Raw genomic sequence first — 20,489 nt, forward strand, 5'->3', positions numbered from 1 at the left:
TACTTCACCTGAAAACGTTAAATTAGTAGTCTGAGCAGTATTTATGCTGTTTAACAACAACAATCCTGATGCTGTCAAGATTACTTTTTCAAGGCCTTTTCTAAAGAAACTCTTTTTCTTCATAGTCTTTAACAGATCATTCGACAGACTTTAAATACTTTACGATTTTGTACCACTTGAAAGTGACTATGACTTAAAAGACAATATTTTGTCGCACACAACACTTTAGCAAAATACAACACACAATAAAACCATAAATACTGAAAATCGCTGCTCCAAGTCTGCTAAGAAACTAAAATTTTCTTGCACACAGAAATCAAAACTGATTTTTTTGTGTATCTCCACCCTAAATGCACAGAAACAAAGTTTCTGGCACAACAAAAAATACAGCACCAAATACAAATTGAAAAAATATATAAATAACTTAATAAAGTTATACATATTATAAAAACAATATAACTTGTTGTGGTTGTGTAAATTGTTAACAAAAAAAGAAATACAAGTACTGGAATTACGAAAAAAAGGACTTAAACAAATAGAAGTCGCAAATTCTCTAAAAATAACACAAGCCGCAGTATCAAAATTTGAAACAAACGCACTATCAAAAATAAAAGAAGCAAAAAGAACAATAGAACTCATCAAAAAAATGAACTTAGAAATAGAAGAAGATTACATTCCATAAAGGAAATCCTGGCGGTCGAAGCGCTGTTGATTCTTCTTCCCCCAAGCTGATCAACAGCCCCGACCCCAGATTTATATTCAAACAGCACTTAAAAAAAATGAAAAATAAAAATAAAGACAAACAAATTGCAGAACAAAGAATACACGAATTATTCAAAGAAGCTAACAAAACATACAAAAAAGACCAAGATCTGGCAAATAGATACGTGCAATTAGCAAAAAAAATATCTCTTAAACACAAAACACCATTCAATAAAAACCAAAAACAACAATACTGTAAAAAATGCCAAACGTTTCTAATACCAGGACATAACTGCAGAATAAGAACACACAAAGGGAAAAAAACAATACTTTGCTTAAAATGCAAGAACATAAGCAGATACATATACAAAAAATAAGTCAAAACAAGCTTTAATTCTAAAAAAAGAGCCAAATCCCCGCAAATAGAAATAATGTCAATAAACTATATAAAGCAAAAAAATGCCATATAATACATAAGAAAAGGGGTTAGTAAATAGATGGTAGTCACTTGAAAGTGATTACAATTCGAAAAATTTATATACTAAAAGAAATACTAAAAATAAAAACAAAGGAGGTAAAACAAAAAATGGACGAACTAGACATAACAAACATTGAAGACGAACAAATGCTAGATGAAATAAGAGGAGAAACAACTAGAAAACCAAAAATATCATTATTAAACCAAAAAAAAGTAAGTAAATGGGAACTAGACGAACTCTTCACAGATGAAGAAGAGTACGAAGAAGAATTCTAAACATAAATTTTCCTTTTAATACAAAAACCTAATAAATAAACCTAAACTACAGTATAAAATGCAAAAAATTCTAGCAAAAGGAGCAGAAGCAACAATAACACAAACAAACAACACAATAACAAAAGAAAGAACTCCAAAAAAATACAGACATCCAGAACTAGACAAAGAACTAATAAAAACAAGAACAAAAACAGAAACGAAAATAATGCAAAAAATACCAGAAACAGCACCAAAACTAATAAAAACAGAAAACAACAAAATCACAATGGAATACATAGAAGGAAAACTACTAAAAGAAATAATAGACAAACAAACAAAACTATCAAAAAACATAGGAGAAACAACCGCAAAATTACACGACAAAAATATAATACACGGAGACCTAACAACAAGCAACATCATCCTTGACAAAAATAAAAAAATAAGAATAATAGACTACGGACTATCACAAATAAGCACAAAAGAAGAAGACAAAGCAGTAGACCTACACCTATTCAAAGAAGCCATAAAAAGCAAACACTACAAAAACGAAAAAAAAATATGGAAAAAATTCTTAGAAGGATACAACCCAAAAAACAAAGAAAAAATATTACAAAGACTCAAAAAAGTAGAAACTAGAGGAAGAAACAAAGGAAAATAGGCAACACAATGAAAATAATAAAAGACACAAGACACGGACTAGCAAGGCCAATTAACGAAATAAAAAAAGTGTTTGGCATACCCATAGAAATAGAAGAAAAAAACCTTGATGAAATATTTCAAAAAACAACAAAATTTGAAGGATATCAAGATAGTGCATTAAACCTAAAAGAAATAATAGACGAAGAAAAAAATACGATGATAATAACAGATAAAGACATATTTATAGATGAAGAAGATTACAATCAATCATGGATATTAGGATATCAATTGGATAACTTGACAGTTGTGTCAACTGCAAGAATAAAAAGATACGACAACAAACCATCCAAAAAATTAACAGTGCCCTACAACAAGTTTCTTAAAAGATTAAATTCAATAGTAATACACGAAATAGGACACGACGTAGTCACAGGAAATCATTTGAAAGAAGCGTTCTGGATAACTCACGACGGTTACAAAATGGAATTAGGACCTCATTGCACAGACAATAAATGCGTGATGTATGAAATAGTAGATATAACAATACCTCCTAAAGAAGAAGGGTTCATGCTTCTTGGAAAAGAAAAAAAATATGATACAGGAATGGACGAAAAACTAAAAAAACAATATCCAGAATATTTTTGCAAAAAATGCTCTGAAAGTATCAAAATAGGAAAGGAATTTTATTAAGATGAAATACAAAACAATAATACTAACAACACTAATAATTATGTTATTTATACCGGTAGTGTCAGCACAAAAAGGGCACACAACACTTCTAACAGTATACGAAGAAGGAAATGAAACCTTAGGAGGAACTGCAGACCTATACCTGGAAATAAAACCAGGAACAGGAAGAGTATTCATAGATAGCTACCCCCTAACAAAAATAGACACACAAATAAGTACAAGATATGCACAACAAATAGCATGCGATTTCCTAGAAAAAGACTGCACAACAAAAGATTTCTTCTACACAATAAGAGCAAAAAGCAACATAGTAGGAGGACCAAGTGCATCAGGCGCTATGACCATACTAACAATACTATTATTAGAAGGCGAAGAAATAAACCAAGACATAACAATGACAGGAACAATAAACTCAGGAGGAATAATAGGTGCAGTAGCAGGAATAAAAGAAAAAACAGAAGCTGCAAAAGACAAAGGACTTAAAAAAATATTAATACCAAAATGGAGCATAGTAGACATTGAAGAAAATAACAAAACACAAAACAACACAAACGAAACACCAAAAATAACATACGCTGAAAATTACACAATAGAAGGCATACAAGTAATACCCATAACAACAATACAAGAAGCACTAAAAGAATTCACAGGAAAACAATACGAAACACACGAAGGACCAATAAAAATACCTACGCAATACCAAGAAATAATGAAACAAGTATCAAACCAATTATGCGAACGAGCACAAAAAATACTAGAAAACCTAAACGAAACAAATCAGACACAACTGAACTCAAGCATAAACTACCTTAATAAATCAAAAGAAGCAACAAAAAAAGATGATCACTACAGTGCAGCAAGCTTCTGCTTCTCAGCAAACACAAGATTAAGAGAAATACAATACCAAAATGAAACAAACCAAACAAAACAAAAAATCCTAACAGAAATACAACAAAAAACAAAAGAAATGCTTAACAACCTAGAAAAAATACCAATAAAAACAATATCAAACCTAGAAACATACATAATCGTAAAAGAAAGACTAACAGAAACACAAGAACTAATACAAGAAAACAAAACCGAAGCTTTAAACTCAATAGGATACATAACAGAAAGATTCTACAGTGCAATAGCATGGTCAAAATTTTTCGAATACAAAGGTAAAGAAATACAAATAGACGAAAAACACCTAAAACAAGCATGCCAAGACAAAATAGCTGAAGTCCAAGAAAGACAAGAATACCTAAATGTATTCATACAAGGAATATATGAAGAAGACAAACTTCCTGAACTAAGAAAAATAGAACAAAAAGAAGACTACGCATTTTGCCTGTTTAGAGCATCAAAATACAAAGCAGACATAAATTCAATAATATCAACAATATCCCTAACGATAGAAAAAATGCCCGATCTAACAAACGATAAACTAAAAATAGCACAAGCCCAAATAAATAAACAAGGAGAAAGCTTCCCAATACTAGGATACAGCTACTACAACTACGCGCAAAACCTACAAGAAACAGACAAAACACTAGCACTATTATTCTCAGAATACTCTATAGAATTAAGCAACCTAGACATATATTTCCCAAAAAAACAAAAAATAAACATATCTATAGATTATGAAAAACTAAAAACATTCACAATAGGCTTGATAATAGGAATAATAGCCACCCTAATAACAATAAAAACAAAGAAATCTGAACCTAAAAAAAGAAACAACCCACCCAAACGAAAAACCCATTCAAAATCGTAAGAAATTCACAAAAATGCTACCCACAGGCTAAAGCCACGTAGTACGACGCATTTTTCAAAAAGCGAATTTCTGCGATACAACAAAGCAAAACTTTGTGTATGCAAAACCTTCGGTTTCTAGCATACCAAAAGACGACGAGTCGTATCTACGCACTAAAGATACGCAGTCTTGCCTCGTCTTTTCCGTATAATAAAAATCGCTGCTCCGAGTCTGCTAAGAAACTAACACAAAATCAATAAAAAACACATCAATTCTAAAAAAAACAAAGCCTAAAGTCACTAAAACAAATGATTAAAAACCCAGGAAGATATCAAGAAACTCGACACCTTCCCAGGAAAAAGAGGTGAGACGTATTGTCTCCACTTAAGAATAACTACTAAATATATAAACTTTTCTAAAATGTAACCATTATAAAATAGTCAATATAAACCTGAATGCATATAAATAAAATACGATTACCACAAAAACAACAATGAAATGCACAAAATGCCAAAAAAAAGCAACAACAACACTAGAAAACACAAAAATCCAATATTGCGACAAACACTTTGAAGAACTAATGGAAAAAAGAATACGAAAACAACTAAGAACCCAACAAAAAATAAACACAAACAAAACATACACCATAAAAACAAAAAACAAAAATAAAGAAACACTACTAAAACACTACCTAAAAAACATATTCAAAGGAAACTTGAAACTAAACAAAACAAGCAAAAACGAAATAACAACAAAAACAAGCAACGAAATCGCAAATGAATTCATAATCCAATTTCTAAAAAACAAAAAACAAAAACAAAAAAACACAATAAATCCATTTACACACATAACAGAAAAAGAATTACAAAAACTCATGAAAATTCATAAAATTAAACCAAACCAAACTAAAAAACAAACAATAACAGAAAAACTAGAAAACAAATATCCAGGAACAATACAATCAACAATCAAAACAATAGAATTTTTAAAAATAAAAAAATAAAAAAAAACAAATTAAAAAAAAAGAAAAACTTACTTCTTCTTTTTTCTGGCTGGCTTTTTAACAGCTTTCTTCTTCACTGCCTTTTTCTTAACAGCTTTCTTCTTAACAGCTTTCTTCTTCACTGCCTTTTTCTTAACAGCTTTCTTCACTGCCTTTTTCTTAACAGCCTTCTTTTTTACAGCCTTCTTCTTGACTGCTTTCTTTTTCACTGCCTTTTTCTTAACAGCTTTCTTCTTAACAGGTTTTTTTACTTTTTTTGCTGGCATTATGAAACACCTCAATACAACTTTTTTCCTTTGACATTTAAATACTTTTTGTTTTTCCGAAAAAAAACAAGAAACAAATATTAATAAAAAACAAAAAACAAAACTATGAACACAAAAAAAATACTCATCATAATAATAATCATACTTGCAACACATACAACACTAACAGAAAACACAAATACACAAAATCAAAAATTTCTCGACGAGAAAAACGCAACAATAGAAATATATTTTTGTCCAAAAGATAACTGCGAACAAAAAATAATACAAGAAATACAAACAGCAAAAAAAATAAAATGCGCGTTCTACGACCTAACAGAAAACAAAATAATAACGACACTAAAAGAAAAAAATGCAGAGATACTAATCGATGAAGATAACTACGAAAACTACGGAACAAAAATAAAAAAAACAGGACTAATGCACAATAAATTCTGCACGCTCGACGAGAAAACGACAATAACAGGATCATACAACCCAACACAAAACAACACAAACGACAACAACATCCTAATAATAAAATCAGAATACATAAACAAAATATACAAAAAAGAACACGAAGAAATAAAAAAACAAACACAACAACAAAAAACCACAAACAACAAAATAAATATGAACGGAACAAAAATACAAATCTACCTCTGCCCAGAAGACCAGTGCCAAACAAAAATACAAAACGAACTAAAAAAAGCAAACAAAACAATACACTTCCTCACATTCACATTCACAGACAAAGAAATAGCGCAAACCCTAATAGACAAACACAAAGAAGGACTAGAAGTAAAAGGAATAATAGAAAAATTCCAAAATCACAAAATATCAACATTCCAAATGATCAAAGAATCAGGAATAAACGTAACCTATGACAAAAACCCAAAAATGCAACACAACAAGATATTTATCATAGACAACAAAACAACAATCACAGGATCATACAACCCAACAAAAGCAGCAAACACAATAAATGACGAAAACATCATAATCATAGAAAACAAAGAAATAGCAGAAAAATATGTTGCCTATTTTGAATATCTTAATTCAAACAAAACATACTAAAGATTCAATACTAACTGCTCATAATTAATAACAACTTCTTTATAACTTTCTTTAGCAGGAAGTGAAATATCATGCACTTTTCCGTTTTTAAAATCAAACAACATAGCAGCGTTATCACTAAAAGAATTACCAGAACAATTAGGAAATTTCCCAAATTTTCCTCCTGGAACCTTAAAAACATCATGATTATGTACATTAGTGACAATAACAACATGCCTAAATTTATTAGAAACTTTCCACAAATCATTATGATCTTTCAAATGTCGTAAATCATAATACTCAGGAGTCGACACATCAGAAGAATCCACACTGTAATACTTAAAACTCTTTACATTTCTATCAGGTCTGATATTTTCAAGAAAGTCAGATAACAAATTTGAAGTATAACCACTATCTTCAGAAACTATAGCTATAGGAAATCCATCAGGCGTAAAAGAATCTATTGACTTAGCAATATTTTTTAACACCGCTAAATCCTCAGATTCTAATTCTTGTGAATAATACTTCAAAAAGTCAAAATACCCTGGAACTACCGAATAAGACTTAAAACTAAATCTTTTGCCAAGATCAGGAGCAACAACATTTACTGCACTAACAATACACCTCTTTATCATAGAATCTAAATTTCCAATATACTCTTTAGAAAACTTTTCATTTAAATTTTCATCATCAACAAATTTTCTTTTATTTGACACAGACGAATAAATTCCAGTATAAACATCCAAACAATCTTCCATATCAGAAGAATGAACCTTAGGAGACTTAACAAAAATATGAAAATCATAACATGCGCCATCTCTAGAATTAAGAAATTTAGGAGCCTCAATACCATTTGAAGACTTTAAATAATACTCAAAACTGCCTTTAATATGAGGAGATGCATCAGACAGGGCGCGCGTATTTACAACTATATTATTCAACACCACCTCCAACTTTGAAAGAACAGAATTTATCTCAAAAGAACTACAATCACCACATGGCATTAACTTTAAAACTTCACCCATAGCACTAGACACATACTGATAAATATAAATCTTTTCATCATAACTCTTTTAACGTAGTTACTTAAAACTCTTACTAACCCCACTACTCCAAAAACTAGGCAAACGATTCTCAACAAAACCAACAAACTCATCACTATAAATCAAACCAACACCCTTCTTAGACTTATATTTATCAAAACCATCCTGATATCCCGTATAAATATCGGAAACAATCTTTCGCTCAAAATTCTTCTGCAACAAACTAGACTTTTTCAAAAACAAAAAATCAGCTTGACGCAAAGTATTAATCTCCAAATTAGAAGAATTCTGACTAATAAAAAAAATACTAAGATTCTTATGCCGAGCAATAAACAACAAATCAGACAACATCTTATTAGCATCACTCATAGAATCACGACTGCCAAACAAAATACCACCCTCATCAATAACAACATAAGAATCATTCTTAATATCCTCAATACCATCAACAACACCAATCCACTTAGGCAACTTAGCACCAGGAAACCCCATAGCATAAAAATTCCTATCACTATTCTTAATATCCTCCAAAATACTCAAAGCAGTAGCAGTCTTACCACTACCACGCGCCCCCAAAATAATACCAATTAAACTATCCGAAGAATTCAACTTCCTCCAAAAAGAATCATACTTACCACTAAAAGTCTCAACCAAACTAAAATTGCTACTAGGTACCTTAGGCTTACGTCCAACAATACCCCTAAAAGACCTCTTCTTGCCACTACTCGAAAAATTCGGCCTCACAAAAATACCCTTAACACTCCAAAACAACCCCAAAATCAACCATTTCACACCAATTAAAAAAAACTTAAAAAAATACAACAAACCAACACCAATAATTCTAAATACTCTTACAAAATAATACCAAAATCCCTTAACCTTCCTCTTCCCAGAAGAAGACTTTTTCTTCCTTTTAACCATAATAACAAATATAAACCAACGCAATATATAAATATTAAGAAAAGAAAAGACAAAAAAATGAAAATTCTAAAAAAAATCAAAGAATTCTTTAAAGGAAAACAACCAATAAAAGAAATAATACTCACAGAAAAAACAATAAAAAAAATCTGCGGACTCGCAAAAGACACACATCCAAAAGAATACCTAGCATTCTTAGAAGGAAGAATAATAGGAAACAAGGTGACCATCACAGACATTTTATTCCAACCGTACGTAGCAAATGAAAACAGCACATGGGGATACATAGACCTGCCTCTGACAAGTAGCGTTATGGGTTCCATACATAGCCACCCTGGCTACAACAACAAACCAAGCAGAGCAGACTTGCATCTCTTTGGAAAAACAGGAATAGTGCACGGAATAATCAAAAAACCGTACAAACCAGAAGACCTAGCAATATATGACAATTATGGAAATAAACTACAATTTAAAACAAAAGAGTAACAAACTTTATAAAGAAAAAACCATTCTGAGATAACAACAAAACAAGGTGATACTATGAACGTACTAAACATAACATTCAATTCAATAAAAGCAGAAAAAACTGCGACACCAAAAGGCAAAGTAAGCGTAACAAGCAACGTAAACATAGAAAACATAGAAGAAAACAAAATGGGCTTAGACAAAGAAAGAACAGCACTAAAATTCAAATTCAATTACAAAACAGAATACCAACCAAGCTTTGCAACAATAGAACTAGGAGGAGAAGCAACAACGCTAATGACAAAAGACGAAGCCAAAAAAATACAAGATGCATGGACAAAAACGAAAAAATCACTAGATAAAAAATACGCTGCAACACTACTAAACAACATAATGGCAAAATGCTCCATCCAAAGCATACTAATGGCAAAAGAACTATCACTACCCAGCCCTATACCACTACCAAAAATAGCTACAGAAACACCAAAAGAAACACCAAAAAAATAAAATTTTTATTTTTCTTTCCAAAAGATATATAAAACAAAACCAATACTTTTCTTTAATTATTAAACTTGTAAAAAAGATCAAAAAAATCACAACAAATTTTTAACGATAAACAAGTACAAAGGTGAAAAAAAATGTCCCAAGACAAAGGAATACAACTAAAAGTATCAGAAGCAATACAAGATGATGTAAACAAAGGAATAGTAAGAATAGACTCAAGCTACATGAAACAAATAGGCATACGAGAAGGACACTTCATAGAAATAACAGGACAAAGAACAACTGTTGCAATCGCAGACAGAGCACTCCCAGGAGATATAGGACTGCCAATAATAAGAATGGATGGACTGATAAGAAGAAACAGCAGAAGTGGAATAGGAGAATATGTAACAATCAAAAAAATAGAAGCACAAGAAGCCAAAAAAGTTACAATAGCACTAGCAAGAGAAGGAATGATATTAAACACGAATGATCCAAGCATATTCAAAAGAGGACTACAAGGCCGGCCATTACTAAAAGGAGACCTAGTAGCAATAGGAAACCAAAGAAGACCTCCACCAATGAATGAAATGGAAGACGTATTTGAAAACATAAGAAAAGGAATGCCTCTTGGAGGGCTATTTGGACTTGGAGACCTAAAATTCATAGTACTAGACACAAACCCAAAAAAAGTTCCTGTAGTAATAACTGAAAACACACACGTAGAATACAAACCAGAAGGAATAAGCGAAGAACAAGCAGAAGAAACACCTGCCTTTGAAGTAAGCTATGAAGACGTTGGCGGCTTAGACGAAGAACTCAAAAAAATAAGAGAAATGGTAGAACTACCATTAAAACATCCAGAAGTCTTTCAACGACTGGGAATAGAGCCGCCAAAAGGAGTCTTATTACACGGACCGCCAGGAACAGGAAAAACACTACTAGCAAAAGCAGTAGCAAATGAAACAAACTCAAACTTTCACGTAATAAACGGGCCAGAAATTATGAGCAAATTCTACGGAGAATCAGAAGCAAACCTAAGAAAAATCTTTGAAGAAGCAGAAAAAAACAGCCCGGCAATAATATTCATAGATGAAATAGACTCTATAGCAACCAAAAGAGAAGAAAGCAAAGGCGAGGTCGAGCGAAGAGTAGTAGCACAAATGCTTGCATTAATGGACGGACTAAAATCAAGAGGAAAAGTAGTTGTAATTGCAGCAACAAACATACCAAACTCACTTGACCCTGCACTAAGAAGACCGGGAAGATTCGACAGAGAACTAGTAATAGGCGTACCACAAGCAAAAGGCAGACACAACATACTAAAAATCCACACAAGAAACATGCCTCTATCAAAAGATGTAGACCTAAAAAAACTATCAGAAGTAACGCACGGATTTGTAGGTGCAGACCTAGCAAGCTTAGCAAGAGAAGCAGCAATGGTTGTACTAAGAAGATTATTACCAGACATAAATGTAGACAAAGAAGAAGAACAACTAACAGAAGAATTTCTAAAAAAACTACAAATCAAAATGGACGACTTTCAAGAAGCACTAAAATCAGTAAGACCATCCGCACTAAGAGAAGTCCTAATAGAAGCTCCAAAAGTAAGATGGGAAGATGTAGGCGGCTTAGAAGATATAAAACAAGAAATTAAAGAAGCAGTAGAATGGCCACTTAAACATAAAGACGCATTTGAAAAACTTGGAGTCAAACCGCCAAAAGGCGTATTATTATACGGACCGCCAGGAACAGGAAAAACAATGATAGCAAAGGCCGTAGCAAAAGAAAGCGAAGCAAACTTCATAGCCGTAAAAGGCCCTGAATTATTATCAAAATGGGTTGGTGAAAGCGAAAAAGCCGTAAGAGAAGTTTTTAAAAAAGCAAGACAAGCAGCCCCGAGCATAATATTCTTTGACGAAATAGACTCCATAGCACCAAGAAGAGGCGGAAGTCAAAGTTCTGACTCAAACGTCACAGAAAGAATAGTCAACCAACTACTAACAGAAATAGACGGAATGGAAGAAATGACAGACATAGTAATAATAGCAGCAACAAACAGACCAGACATACTAGACACAGCACTACTTAGACCAGGAAGATTCGATAGAATACTGCTAGTAGGCGCACCAGACAAAAAAGCAAGAGAACAAATTTTCAATGTACACACAAAAGGAATGCCTCTTGCAAAAGATGTAGAACTAAAAAAAATGGTTGACAAGACAGAAGGATACGTAGGAGCAGACATAGAATCAATAGTTAGAGAAGCAGCAATGCTGGCACTAAGAAAAGACATAAAAGCAAAAGAAATAACAATGGAAAACTTTGAAGAAGCACTCAAAAAAGTAAGAGCATCAGTAACCAAAGACATAGAAAAAGCATATCAAGAACTAGATAGCAAATTCAGGCAAGCAAGCGGTGAGAGATTCAAAGAAGAAAGACCATCATATTACGGTTAAATCCTTAGATAAAACAAAACCTTGCGGTAACAATGAATAAACCACTAAAAGACAACCTAAGCGATTATGAATAAACGCAAATGGAACCTGAAACACATCCAATAAACGAAGAAACAAATCAACAACTAGAGACCACCAATAAACTAAGTTATAAAGAAAAAATAATGACTAACTGGAAACCAATCTTCTTAACTAAAGAAAACAAATACAAACAAAGATTTAAAGAACTAACAACAAAATACAAAATAACAAACAAACAAGAACTAACACAAGCCATACAAAACGAAATAAATAAAGCAAAACAAGAAATACAACACTTCGAAACCAAAACATACGGACAAAAAACCAAAAAAATATGGCAAAAAATACTCAAACAAGAAGAAGAACTACAAGAATTCATAAAAAAAGACGAAAAAATATTCTGAAGCCTAACAAAATATATAACTAAAATTAAATTTCCAAAACAAAATGGAAAAAATAAATTTCCCAGAAATAATAAGAGAAGCACAAAAACTACCTTTAAAAAAACTTAAAGACACCATAAGAGAAGAATGGAAAAAATCAGAGACATATCAAGAAATAATACAAGAAATACAAGAAAACAAACAAAAAACAATATCTGATAAAGAACTAAGAACAAGACTAATAATCTGCACAGAAACAGACAATAACATAATAAAATATTTGATGATGTACAAAAAAAGCAAACGAGGAAACTTCTGGGAATTTCCAAAAGGAGGCATAGAAAACACACAAGACAAAACAATATTAGAAGGATCACTAAGAGAAAGAACAGAAGAAACTAATAAAAACACATCTCTAACACCAATAATACTAGGAGCATACGCAGATACAAAAACTCCAAAAGAACTAAACTCAGACATACTAATAAGAACAAAACACATAGAAAATATAAATTATAAAATAAACAGTTTCATAACAAACATGATTTTCTATGCCCCGCAAGAATTCGACCCCTTAAAAGAAAGAAACCAAACAGAAAAAGAACACACAAAATACAAATGGGACACAATAGAAAAAATAATAGAAACACTACAAGAAAATGATCTTAAAAAATTCAACAAAGATCTAATATTTGCCACAACATTCCTAGAAAACTACGAGCCATTCAACACAAAAAAAGAAAACTACGGACCATACAGAAAAATACACATAAACTAAAAAAAGAATTAGGTTAAATATTTCTGAAGAAAAAAATCAACTTTGCATGCAGAAACATACATCTCAACAAAATCATTACGAACATAATTTAAATCTCTAGCCAAAACAAAATTCCCCGAAGATTTCAAAAAATCAATATCTAAAGAGATAGAATCAACAAACTCCTTGGTAAAATTAGAAATAAAATTCCAACCAGCGCCCCTATAAATAAGATCATCAAAAATCTCAGACTCAAAACCTAAAAAATTACGAGAAAACGCCTTAGAATAAACATCATCAGAAATCTTTAAGACATTATAAACCTCAGAGACCACCTTTTTCTTAACAACAGAAACAACACCTGAAGAATACAAATCAGCAATAATCTCTAAATTAGAAAACCAAATATCCTCAACATATTCCTTCAGATAAGCATCTGAACCAGAAAACCTAAAATCAGAAAAATAATTCTCAAAATCAACAGCAAATAAAGGCAGCATCTTTTTAGGAAAATTAACATCCTTAAAATCCAAAACATCTCTCTTCTTAACAAAAACAAAAAAATCCCTAATATCAAAATGATTAGGAAACGCACTAATGTTCAAATAAACATCATTAAAAACAACACGGTCAAAAGAAGTATCCTTAAAATTAATATCAATAAACGAACTAAAATAATCAAGATCTGTATCAAAATCAACATTTAAACTCAATTCAGAACTAAGAGCAAAATCTAAAGACACTAAAGACAAATCTTCATACTTACGCTTATCCAAAAAAGTCTTAATAAAAAAATCAAAAGATCCCATAAACAAAAATGGAACCAAAAAAATATATAAACATTTCTATTTAACAACCACTAAAAAATGATAAAATCTCAAAACGACAAATTTAAATATACAAAACTCCAAAAAACAACTAGAGGCGTTAAAAGACGACTGAAAATACTGCATACAGAAACGTTGGGGGACAACCACTAGAAGATAGAACTCTAGAATTCTTAAAAGAAAAAAACAAACCAAAAATATTCTACATAGAAGAATACGAAAACAAACGAAAGCAAATACACGAAGAACTCCTAAAAAAAGCATATCACTGGAAACAAAAAAACAATTACAACATCATAAAAACAGAAAAGGAAGGAAAATATTATACAATAAACACAAAACACAAACAAATAACAATAAATAATTACGAAGAAACAGAAGCAATAATAAATACCTACCTACAACTCAGACAAAATTGGAAATAAAAACCAAAACTCTCTACGTTTGCATTAACAAAACAAAAAAATAACAAGTAAAAACATAACATCTTCCAAAATAAAAGAGAAAATCTTTAAATATAAAGCCCTCTTTTCAACAATATGACAAAACTAGAACAAGGAAACAAATACAAATTCTCTTTGAAAGATGAAGAAATAACAGGAAAATATATTTCAGAAGACAAAGAACACATATTCATAAAACTTGATTCTGGATATAATATAGGAATAAAAAAATCCAGAATGCAAAAAACAGAAATGCTTGAAAAGAAAAAAGAAACCAATGCAAAAAAACCAGAATACAAACCAAACTCAAAACTTCAAAATATAACAATCCTACACACAGGAGGAACTGTTGCATCTAAAGTTGATTATTCAACTGGTGCAGTAATAGCACAATTTTCACCAGAAGAAATAATTGAACTGTTTCCAGAACTAAAAAAAATAGCGAACATAGAATCAAAACTTGTAGGAAACATGCAAAGCGAAATGATGAATTTTAATCATTACAACATATTAGCAGAAGAAATAAAAAAAGAAGCTGAAAAAGGAGCAGACGGAATAATCATAACACACGGAACTGATACTCTCCATCATACCTCAGCAGCGCTAACATTTGCACTAGAAAACTTAGGAATACCAGTAATACTTGTAGGAAGTCAAAGAAGCTCTGACAGGCCAAGCAGCGATGCAGCAACCAATCTAATAGCCGCTGCAAAATTCATAACGCAAACAGAATACTGCGGCGTATCAATCTGCATGCATAAAAACAAATCAGACGCAGAATTCTCAATAATAAAAGGAATCAAAGCAAGAAAAATGCACACAAGCAGAAGAGACGCATTCAAAGGGATAAACGAAACGCCAATAGCAACTATTGACTTAGAAAAAGACGCAATAATAAAACACAAAGAACATGCAAAGAAAAACAAAAAAGAAAAAATTGTGATAAAAAAATTCGATCCAAAATTAAAAATAGGAATTATAAGACCCCACACAAACATGTACGCAGAAGAATACTTATTTTACAAAAATTATGATGGGCTCATAATAGAATTATTCGGAATAGGACATCTTCCAACAATGAAGACAGACAAGACAAACACAGAAAACGAAAAAATCCTAGAGGCACTACAAGAACTTTGCAAAAAAATTCCTGTCGTTGGAACAGCACAGACAATAAACGGAAGAATAGATATGAACGTATACAGCCCAGGAAAACAACTAATAGAAGCGGGAATGCTAGGAAATTATCACGACACACCAACAGACACAGCATTCATAAAAATAGCATGGCTCCTCTCAAACTACGACAAAGAAGACGTAAAAACACTATACAACGAAAACTTCAGAGGAGAAATATCAGAGCGAAGCGAAATTAATACTTTTCCCTAACTAAAATTTTCTCAAAAAAACACTTTAAAACCATGCTGCTGAATATGATTTCATTCCTACAGGTAGTTTGAGGATTTATTTCGAACAATTTTGATATTTTATTTATAATTATTTTTGGATCTTTGCCAGAAATAGACACAAAAGTTCTTGATATTGCTATTCCCCCTGTTCTAATGTGAATAAATTTTGATGTTTCTATCAAGTCTTCATTCAAGTTAAACGGCAATTTAACTTTTATAGTGCTTCCTTTACTTGCTTTGAAATAGAGAGAGGATAGTTTTTTGAGAATCTCTTCATCAGGTTTGTTTAATCTGTGTTTAAGTTCTGCTAAGCCAATATTTCTAAATTTAGATTTAAGAGTTGTTAGATTTTTACCATCGACTACAAAAATTAGCTTATCTTTAAAAATTTCAAAATAATTTATTACATCTCCATACAACAAGAACTGTTTTATTTTTAATTTGCTTAATACATAAAAGTTTTCTCTTTTTTTGTGTTTTTTGGCCCAAAGTTTTTTCCTAGGATGTCTAAAGGGAAGTAAATCCAGAAATTTGTTAAACATAAATTCTTGAATATCAACCCTGTAAGATTTTCTATTATTTGAATGATTTCTAATCCTAAATGTATATTTTACTGAATTTCTATTTAAAAAATCAGAAAAACTAGAGATGAGTTTAAAACTTACAGATTCTAAACTTATTTTTCTACTTGATCTTGCAACCATTCCATCCCCGTCCATAACGCCAATCCAAAAAAATCTTTCTAAATCTGATTTTGAAAATATCCTAGGAACATCACATGTTTTTGACTTATTACCTGTAGAAAATCCGATTTTCTTGAATAATTCGTCAAGATATTTATTTCTGAATTGTAGAACGTATTTATTTCCTCTTTTTCTTAAATTTGGTAATTTTTTCCCTAGAATTTCTTCAACATATTTTTTTGTTAGTGACATAAATTCCCTGGATAACTCCAGTTCCTCTTGTACACTTGTTCCATCAACAAACTCAAAACGAGAACTATTTGAATCTGCATAAAAGGAACCATCAGCAACAAAAAAACCAATAAAATATGCAAAATCCGGAGTTTTTACAAATCTAGGAAACTTCATAAAAATAGTATAAACAAAAATAATATAAGCAAGATGTCTAAATGTCCAGTGAATGGAAATATTTAAAACAAAGAGAATAAATTATATATAAAATGAAAAACTACAAAGAATTAGGATTCAAAGCAGGACTTGAGATCCATCAACAGCTAGAAGGTAAAAAATTATTCTGCAACTGCCCAACAGAAATCAGAAAAGATAAACCAGACTTCACAATAACTCGCAGACTAAGAGCTTCTGCTGGAGAATCAGGCAACGTTGACCAAGCAGCAGCATACGAACTAGAAAAATCTAAAGAATTTGAGTATCGAGGATATTATGAATCATTATGTGAAATAGAAACAGATAGCGCGCCACCTTTACCTGTAAATAAAGACGCATTAAAAGTAGCGCTTCAAATGTGCAAACTTCTAAACATGAAATTAGTAGACAAAATACAATTCATGAGAAAAACCGTGATAGATGGGAGTAATGTATCAGGATTCCAAAGAACAGCACTTATTGGCTATGCTGGCTACATAGAAATAAAAGACAAAAAAATAAGAGTAGATTCTCTATGCTTAGAAGAAGAAGCAGCGCAAGTAGTCAAAAGAACAAAAGAAAAAGATATCTATAACTTAAGCAGACTCGGAATACCCCTTCTTGAAATTGCAACTGCACCAGATTTCTCAAATCCAGAAGAATGCAAGGAAGGCGCAGCAAAAATAGGAATGCTACTAAGATCAGTACAAGGAATGAAAAGAGGAATTGGAAGCATAAGACAGGACGTAAACGTTTCAATAAAAGGAGGCGCAAGAACAGAAATAAAAGGATTTCAGGAAATAAAATCAATACCCATCGTAATAGATAACGAAATAGAAAGACAACAAAAACTCATAAAAGAAAATAAGCCTGTAGAAAGCGCAGTTAGAAAAGCAGAACCAAACGGCTCGACAAAATACCTAAGACCGATGCCGGGAGCTGACAGGATGTACCCCGAGACAGACATACCAACAATAACCCCTGACAAATTTGAATTTGAAGAAGTTGAAACAATAGAACAAAAAACAGAAAGATACAAACAACAATACGATCTAAACGACGACCTAGCAAACATAGCCGTAAAACACGAAAATAAAAACAACTACGACTTTGAAGAACTATTCAAAAAACACATCTCAAAAAACCTACACGCAAAAACAATAATAGACCTAATACTAATAAAACCAAAAGAAGTAGAAAAAAAAATAAACAAAAAAATAAATATAGAGCAACACAAAGACAAAATACTGGGAGAAATAAGCAAAGCAAAAATAACCGCGACAGCAATACCTGAAATACTAATGATGATAGCAGAAAAAGGAAAACTAGAACTGAACAGATTTTACCAAATAAGCGAAGAAGAAATAGAAAAAATCATAATAAAAATAATAAAAGAAAACCAAGGAGCACCAAGAGGTGCAATAATGGGAAAAATAATGGCAACACTCAAAGGAAAAGCTGATGGAAAACTTGTAAATCAAATCCTTTCAAAACATCTAAAATAAAACTCACTCTTTTAACTTTCTACTAAACGAATAAACACCTAAAACAGTTAATAAAACACATTGCAAAAAAAGAACAAACAAACTCAACAAAATGCCAGATTCAGAATAACCAATAACAACAAACCTTAAAGCATCAACACCATAATACAAAGGATTAACATACGCAATCAATCTAAAAATAAACGGCAAATTAAAAATAGGATAAAAAGCACCTGAAAGAAATAAAGCAACAGTACTAAATATTCCAAAAACAATCTGAAAACTCCTATTCTTACTAAAACCAAAACTAAGAACAATACCCAAACCATAAAACGCTATACTAATCAAAATCAAAACTAACAAAACTAACAAAAGATTAACAAAACTAAAACTACCCACATAAAACAAGATAATCAAAGCCATAAACAAAGCCATACTCAACGAAACAACCATCTCAGAAACAACAATACCTAAAAAAATACTTAATCTACTAATAGGACTAACCAAATACAATTTCATAAAATTCTTCTTATCATCAATCATACTACTGCCAACACTAAACGTCTGACCAAAAACCATCAAAGCCAAAACAGCAGGAGCCAAAAACGAAAAATAACTAACCTCAAAAACAGAAGAATCAACAATACCTCCAATACCAAAACCGAATAAAACCAATAAAAGCAAAGGCCAAGTAATCTCAGAAAACAACTCAAACTTATTTCTCATAAACTTCTTCCAACGCCTATAAACAATAGGATAAATATCGCTAAATATTTTCATTCAAATTCCTCCCAACAAAATGAATGAACACATCATCCAAAGTAGGCCTATGAAAACTAAAATCTAATAACCCTTTCTTCAAAACAGAAGAACCAATAATCTCATTAACCAAAACAATATCTGAAACATTAACCAAAAAAACACCTTTAACAACATCAAACTCAACTTTTTTCTTTTTTAAAAAAGAACTAAAAAGATCAGGATTCGAATGAGAAACCTTCAAAACTCTATTAGCAAGCGAATCCTTAAGAGCAATAACAGAATCCAAAGCAACAATAGCACCACGATCAACAATAGCAACCCTATCACACAAAAAATCGGCTTCTTCCATATAATGAGTGGTCATAACAATAGTAACCCCTTTCTTTTTCAAAACAAGTAATAAATCCCAAATCATTCTACGCGCATTAGGATCAAGCCCAGTAGTTGGCTCATCCAAAAACAAAATTTCAGGATCAGACAACAAACCCCTAACAAGCTCTAACTGTCTTAGCATACCTCCACTATAAGTCCTCACAGGAAAATGCAATCTATTAACAATATCAAAATCCTTAACCAACTTAAAAACCCGAGACTCAATCAAAGAATTAGATAAACCGTATAGCTTGCCTTGAACAAACAAATTCTCCCAACCACTAAGATCCTCATCAAACACATTCTCTTGAAAAACAACACCAATTCGATTTCTAACAAAATCATCATAAAAAACAACATCTTTACCAAAAAGTTTAACACTGCCAGAAGAAGGCAAAGCCAAAGTAGTCAAAATCTTGATCAAAGTAGTCTTACCAGCACCATTAGGACCAAGAACACCGAAAAAATCCCCCCTAAAAACCCCAAAAGAAACATCGGAAAGTGCAGAAACAGAACCATAACTTTTAGATAAATCAACAACATCAATCACAAAATCTACTTTCATAAAACTCAAAAAAAACAAAACAGTTTAAAATATTATCGAAAAAAAAGTGTGTTATCCTGTAAGTATTTCCCTTCGATACCTTTTTTCGTTTTATCATTTATTAAACCTCCGCTTTCAACTTTCGTTGAAAGGCTTGTTCTGGTGTTTCCAGAACATTAAATCTAAGAGCCATGTGTGGCCTTA

General features: G+C 31.5%; 22 protein-coding genes. 15 read left to right on the forward strand and 7 right to left on the reverse strand.

Features of this window, described 5'->3' with window-relative positions; translation table 11 throughout:
* Positions 1-478 precede the first annotated feature (478 nt).
* The 7 genes from K9L97_05185 (at position 479) to K9L97_05215 (ending at position 5,505) form a co-directional block, all read left to right on the forward strand.
* Positions 479-682, forward strand: coding sequence for a LuxR C-terminal-related transcriptional regulator (locus K9L97_05185; protein ID MCF7872399.1), 204 nt, complete (start codon positions 479-481; stop codon positions 680-682).
* Between the two features lie 97 nt (positions 683-779).
* Positions 780-1,079, forward strand: coding sequence for a ribonuclease P (locus K9L97_05190; protein MCF7872400.1), 300 nt, complete (start codon positions 780-782; stop codon positions 1,077-1,079).
* 137 nt (positions 1,080-1,216) lie between these two features.
* Complete coding sequence (locus K9L97_05195) at positions 1,217-1,456, forward strand: hypothetical protein (GenBank protein ID MCF7872401.1); 240 nt, start codon at positions 1,217-1,219, stop codon at positions 1,454-1,456.
* Positions 1,457-1,514: 58 nt separating this feature from the next.
* The gene (locus tag K9L97_05200) at positions 1,515-2,096 is read left to right on the forward strand and encodes a Kae1-associated serine/threonine protein kinase (GenBank protein MCF7872402.1); all 582 of its coding nucleotides are present in this window, start codon (positions 1,515-1,517) and stop codon (positions 2,094-2,096) included.
* Positions 2,097-2,104: 8 nt separating this feature from the next.
* The gene (locus tag K9L97_05205; protein ID MCF7872403.1) at positions 2,105-2,767 is read left to right on the forward strand and encodes a hypothetical protein; all 663 of its coding nucleotides are present in this window, start codon (positions 2,105-2,107) and stop codon (positions 2,765-2,767) included.
* Position 2,768: 1 nt separating this feature from the next.
* Positions 2,769-4,523: a hypothetical protein gene (locus K9L97_05210; protein MCF7872404.1), complete on the forward strand. Its 1,755-nt coding sequence runs from the start codon at positions 2,769-2,771 to the stop codon at positions 4,521-4,523.
* A gap of 472 nt (positions 4,524-4,995) precedes the next feature.
* A complete protein-coding gene (locus tag K9L97_05215) occupies positions 4,996-5,505 on the forward strand; it encodes a hypothetical protein (GenBank protein MCF7872405.1) in 510 nt (169 codons plus the stop codon).
* Between the two features lie 29 nt (positions 5,506-5,534).
* On the opposite strand, the gene K9L97_05220 is transcribed toward K9L97_05215, so the two are convergent.
* The gene (locus tag K9L97_05220) at positions 5,535-5,771 is read right to left on the reverse strand and encodes a hypothetical protein (GenBank protein MCF7872406.1); all 237 of its coding nucleotides are present in this window, start codon (positions 5,769-5,771) and stop codon (positions 5,535-5,537) included.
* A gap of 105 nt (positions 5,772-5,876) precedes the next feature.
* Between K9L97_05220 and K9L97_05225 the strand changes: the two genes are divergently transcribed.
* Positions 5,877-6,827, forward strand: a complete 951-nt coding sequence (locus tag K9L97_05225) for a hypothetical protein (protein ID MCF7872407.1) — start codon at positions 5,877-5,879, stop codon at positions 6,825-6,827.
* On the opposite strand, the gene K9L97_05230 is transcribed toward K9L97_05225, so the two are convergent.
* Together K9L97_05230 and K9L97_05235 are read right to left on the reverse strand one after the other, a co-directional pair.
* Positions 6,824-7,831: a hypothetical protein gene (locus K9L97_05230; GenBank protein ID MCF7872408.1), complete on the reverse strand. Its 1,008-nt coding sequence runs from the start codon at positions 7,829-7,831 to the stop codon at positions 6,824-6,826. The genes K9L97_05225 and K9L97_05230 overlap by 4 nt on opposite strands.
* 57 nt (positions 7,832-7,888) lie before the next feature.
* Complete coding sequence (locus tag K9L97_05235) at positions 7,889-8,770, reverse strand: hypothetical protein (protein ID MCF7872409.1); 882 nt, start codon at positions 8,768-8,770, stop codon at positions 7,889-7,891.
* Between the two features lie 57 nt (positions 8,771-8,827).
* Here K9L97_05235 and K9L97_05240 point away from each other — a divergent pair, with 57 nt between their 5' ends.
* The 5 genes from K9L97_05240 (at position 8,828) to K9L97_05260 (ending at position 13,356) form a co-directional block, all read left to right on the forward strand.
* Positions 8,828-9,253, forward strand: a complete 426-nt coding sequence (locus K9L97_05240) for a Mov34/MPN/PAD-1 family protein (GenBank protein MCF7872410.1) — start codon at positions 8,828-8,830, stop codon at positions 9,251-9,253.
* Positions 9,254-9,307: 54 nt separating this feature from the next.
* A complete protein-coding gene (locus K9L97_05245) occupies positions 9,308-9,739 on the forward strand; it encodes a hypothetical protein (GenBank protein MCF7872411.1) in 432 nt (143 codons plus the stop codon).
* A gap of 131 nt (positions 9,740-9,870) precedes the next feature.
* Positions 9,871-12,174, forward strand: a complete 2,304-nt coding sequence (locus K9L97_05250) for a CDC48 family AAA ATPase (protein ID MCF7872412.1) — start codon at positions 9,871-9,873, stop codon at positions 12,172-12,174.
* An 80-nt stretch (positions 12,175-12,254) separates the two neighbouring features.
* Complete coding sequence (locus tag K9L97_05255; protein MCF7872413.1) at positions 12,255-12,599, forward strand: hypothetical protein; 345 nt, start codon at positions 12,255-12,257, stop codon at positions 12,597-12,599.
* Positions 12,600-12,642: 43 nt separating this feature from the next.
* A complete protein-coding gene (locus tag K9L97_05260) occupies positions 12,643-13,356 on the forward strand; it encodes an NUDIX domain-containing protein (GenBank protein MCF7872414.1) in 714 nt (237 codons plus the stop codon).
* A gap of 8 nt (positions 13,357-13,364) precedes the next feature.
* On the opposite strand, the gene K9L97_05265 is transcribed toward K9L97_05260, so the two are convergent.
* Entirely contained in the window at positions 13,365-14,144 is a 780-nt protein-coding gene (locus tag K9L97_05265; GenBank protein MCF7872415.1) for a hypothetical protein, read from the reverse strand.
* A gap of 557 nt (positions 14,145-14,701) precedes the next feature.
* Here K9L97_05265 and gatD point away from each other — a divergent pair.
* The gene (gene gatD / locus K9L97_05270; protein ID MCF7872416.1) at positions 14,702-15,994 is read left to right on the forward strand and encodes a Glu-tRNA(Gln) amidotransferase subunit GatD; all 1,293 of its coding nucleotides are present in this window, start codon (positions 14,702-14,704) and stop codon (positions 15,992-15,994) included.
* Here the strand turns inward: gatD and K9L97_05275 are convergent.
* Entirely contained in the window at positions 15,978-17,105 is a 1,128-nt protein-coding gene (locus tag K9L97_05275) for a hypothetical protein (protein MCF7872417.1), read from the reverse strand. The two genes, gatD and K9L97_05275, sit on opposite strands and share 17 nt — an antisense overlap.
* Before the next feature lie 92 nt (positions 17,106-17,197).
* Here K9L97_05275 and gatE point away from each other — a divergent pair, with 92 nt between their 5' ends.
* Positions 17,198-18,628, forward strand: a complete 1,431-nt coding sequence (gene gatE / locus K9L97_05280) for a Glu-tRNA(Gln) amidotransferase subunit GatE (GenBank protein ID MCF7872418.1) — start codon at positions 17,198-17,200, stop codon at positions 18,626-18,628.
* 3 nt (positions 18,629-18,631) lie between these two features.
* Here the strand turns inward: gatE and K9L97_05285 are convergent, their stop codons facing one another.
* Positions 18,632-19,387, reverse strand: coding sequence for an ABC transporter permease (locus K9L97_05285; GenBank protein ID MCF7872419.1), 756 nt, complete (start codon positions 19,385-19,387; stop codon positions 18,632-18,634).
* Positions 19,374-20,306 (reverse strand): ATP-binding cassette domain-containing protein, encoded by a 933-nt coding sequence (locus K9L97_05290; GenBank protein MCF7872420.1) that lies wholly within the window; start codon positions 20,304-20,306, stop codon positions 19,374-19,376. Before K9L97_05290 ends, K9L97_05285 begins: the two co-directional genes overlap by 14 nt.
* Positions 20,307-20,489 lie beyond the last annotated feature (183 nt).

This window comes from Candidatus Woesearchaeota archaeon, from assembly GCA_021735165.1.
Lineage (GTDB): Archaea > Nanobdellota > Nanobdellia > Woesearchaeales > 21-14-0-10-32-9 > JAIPET01.

Coding starts and splice junctions, on each gene's coding strand:
- K9L97_05190 (MCF7872400.1), top strand. CDS start 780: ATGAAAAATAAAAATAAAGACAAACAAATTGCAGAACAAAGAATACAC.
- K9L97_05200 (MCF7872402.1), top strand. CDS start 1,515: ATGCAAAAAATTCTAGCAAAAGGAGCAGAAGCAACAATAACACAAACA.
- K9L97_05205 (MCF7872403.1), top strand. CDS start 2,105: ATGAAAATAATAAAAGACACAAGACACGGACTAGCAAGGCCAATTAAC.
- K9L97_05210 (MCF7872404.1), top strand. CDS start 2,769: ATGAAATACAAAACAATAATACTAACAACACTAATAATTATGTTATTT.
- K9L97_05215 (MCF7872405.1), top strand. CDS start 4,996: ATGAAATGCACAAAATGCCAAAAAAAAGCAACAACAACACTAGAAAAC.
- K9L97_05220 (MCF7872406.1), bottom strand. CDS start 5,771: ATGCCAGCAAAAAAAGTAAAAAAACCTGTTAAGAAGAAAGCTGTTAAG.
- K9L97_05225 (MCF7872407.1), top strand. CDS start 5,877: ATGAACACAAAAAAAATACTCATCATAATAATAATCATACTTGCAACA.
- K9L97_05230 (MCF7872408.1), bottom strand. CDS start 7,831: ATGGGTGAAGTTTTAAAGTTAATGCCATGTGGTGATTGTAGTTCTTTT.
- K9L97_05235 (MCF7872409.1), bottom strand. CDS start 8,770: ATGGTTAAAAGGAAGAAAAAGTCTTCTTCTGGGAAGAGGAAGGTTAAG.
- K9L97_05240 (MCF7872410.1), top strand. CDS start 8,828: ATGAAAATTCTAAAAAAAATCAAAGAATTCTTTAAAGGAAAACAACCA.
- K9L97_05245 (MCF7872411.1), top strand. CDS start 9,308: ATGAACGTACTAAACATAACATTCAATTCAATAAAAGCAGAAAAAACT.
- K9L97_05250 (MCF7872412.1), top strand. CDS start 9,871: ATGTCCCAAGACAAAGGAATACAACTAAAAGTATCAGAAGCAATACAA.
- K9L97_05255 (MCF7872413.1), top strand. CDS start 12,255: ATGGAACCTGAAACACATCCAATAAACGAAGAAACAAATCAACAACTA.
- K9L97_05260 (MCF7872414.1), top strand. CDS start 12,643: ATGGAAAAAATAAATTTCCCAGAAATAATAAGAGAAGCACAAAAACTA.
- K9L97_05265 (MCF7872415.1), bottom strand. CDS start 14,144: ATGGGATCTTTTGATTTTTTTATTAAGACTTTTTTGGATAAGCGTAAG.
- gatD (MCF7872416.1), top strand. CDS start 14,702: ATGACAAAACTAGAACAAGGAAACAAATACAAATTCTCTTTGAAAGAT.
- K9L97_05275 (MCF7872417.1), bottom strand. CDS start 17,105: ATGAAGTTTCCTAGATTTGTAAAAACTCCGGATTTTGCATATTTTATT.
- gatE (MCF7872418.1), top strand. CDS start 17,198: ATGAAAAACTACAAAGAATTAGGATTCAAAGCAGGACTTGAGATCCAT.
- K9L97_05285 (MCF7872419.1), bottom strand. CDS start 19,387: ATGAAAATATTTAGCGATATTTATCCTATTGTTTATAGGCGTTGGAAG.
- K9L97_05290 (MCF7872420.1), bottom strand. CDS start 20,306: ATGAAAGTAGATTTTGTGATTGATGTTGTTGATTTATCTAAAAGTTAT.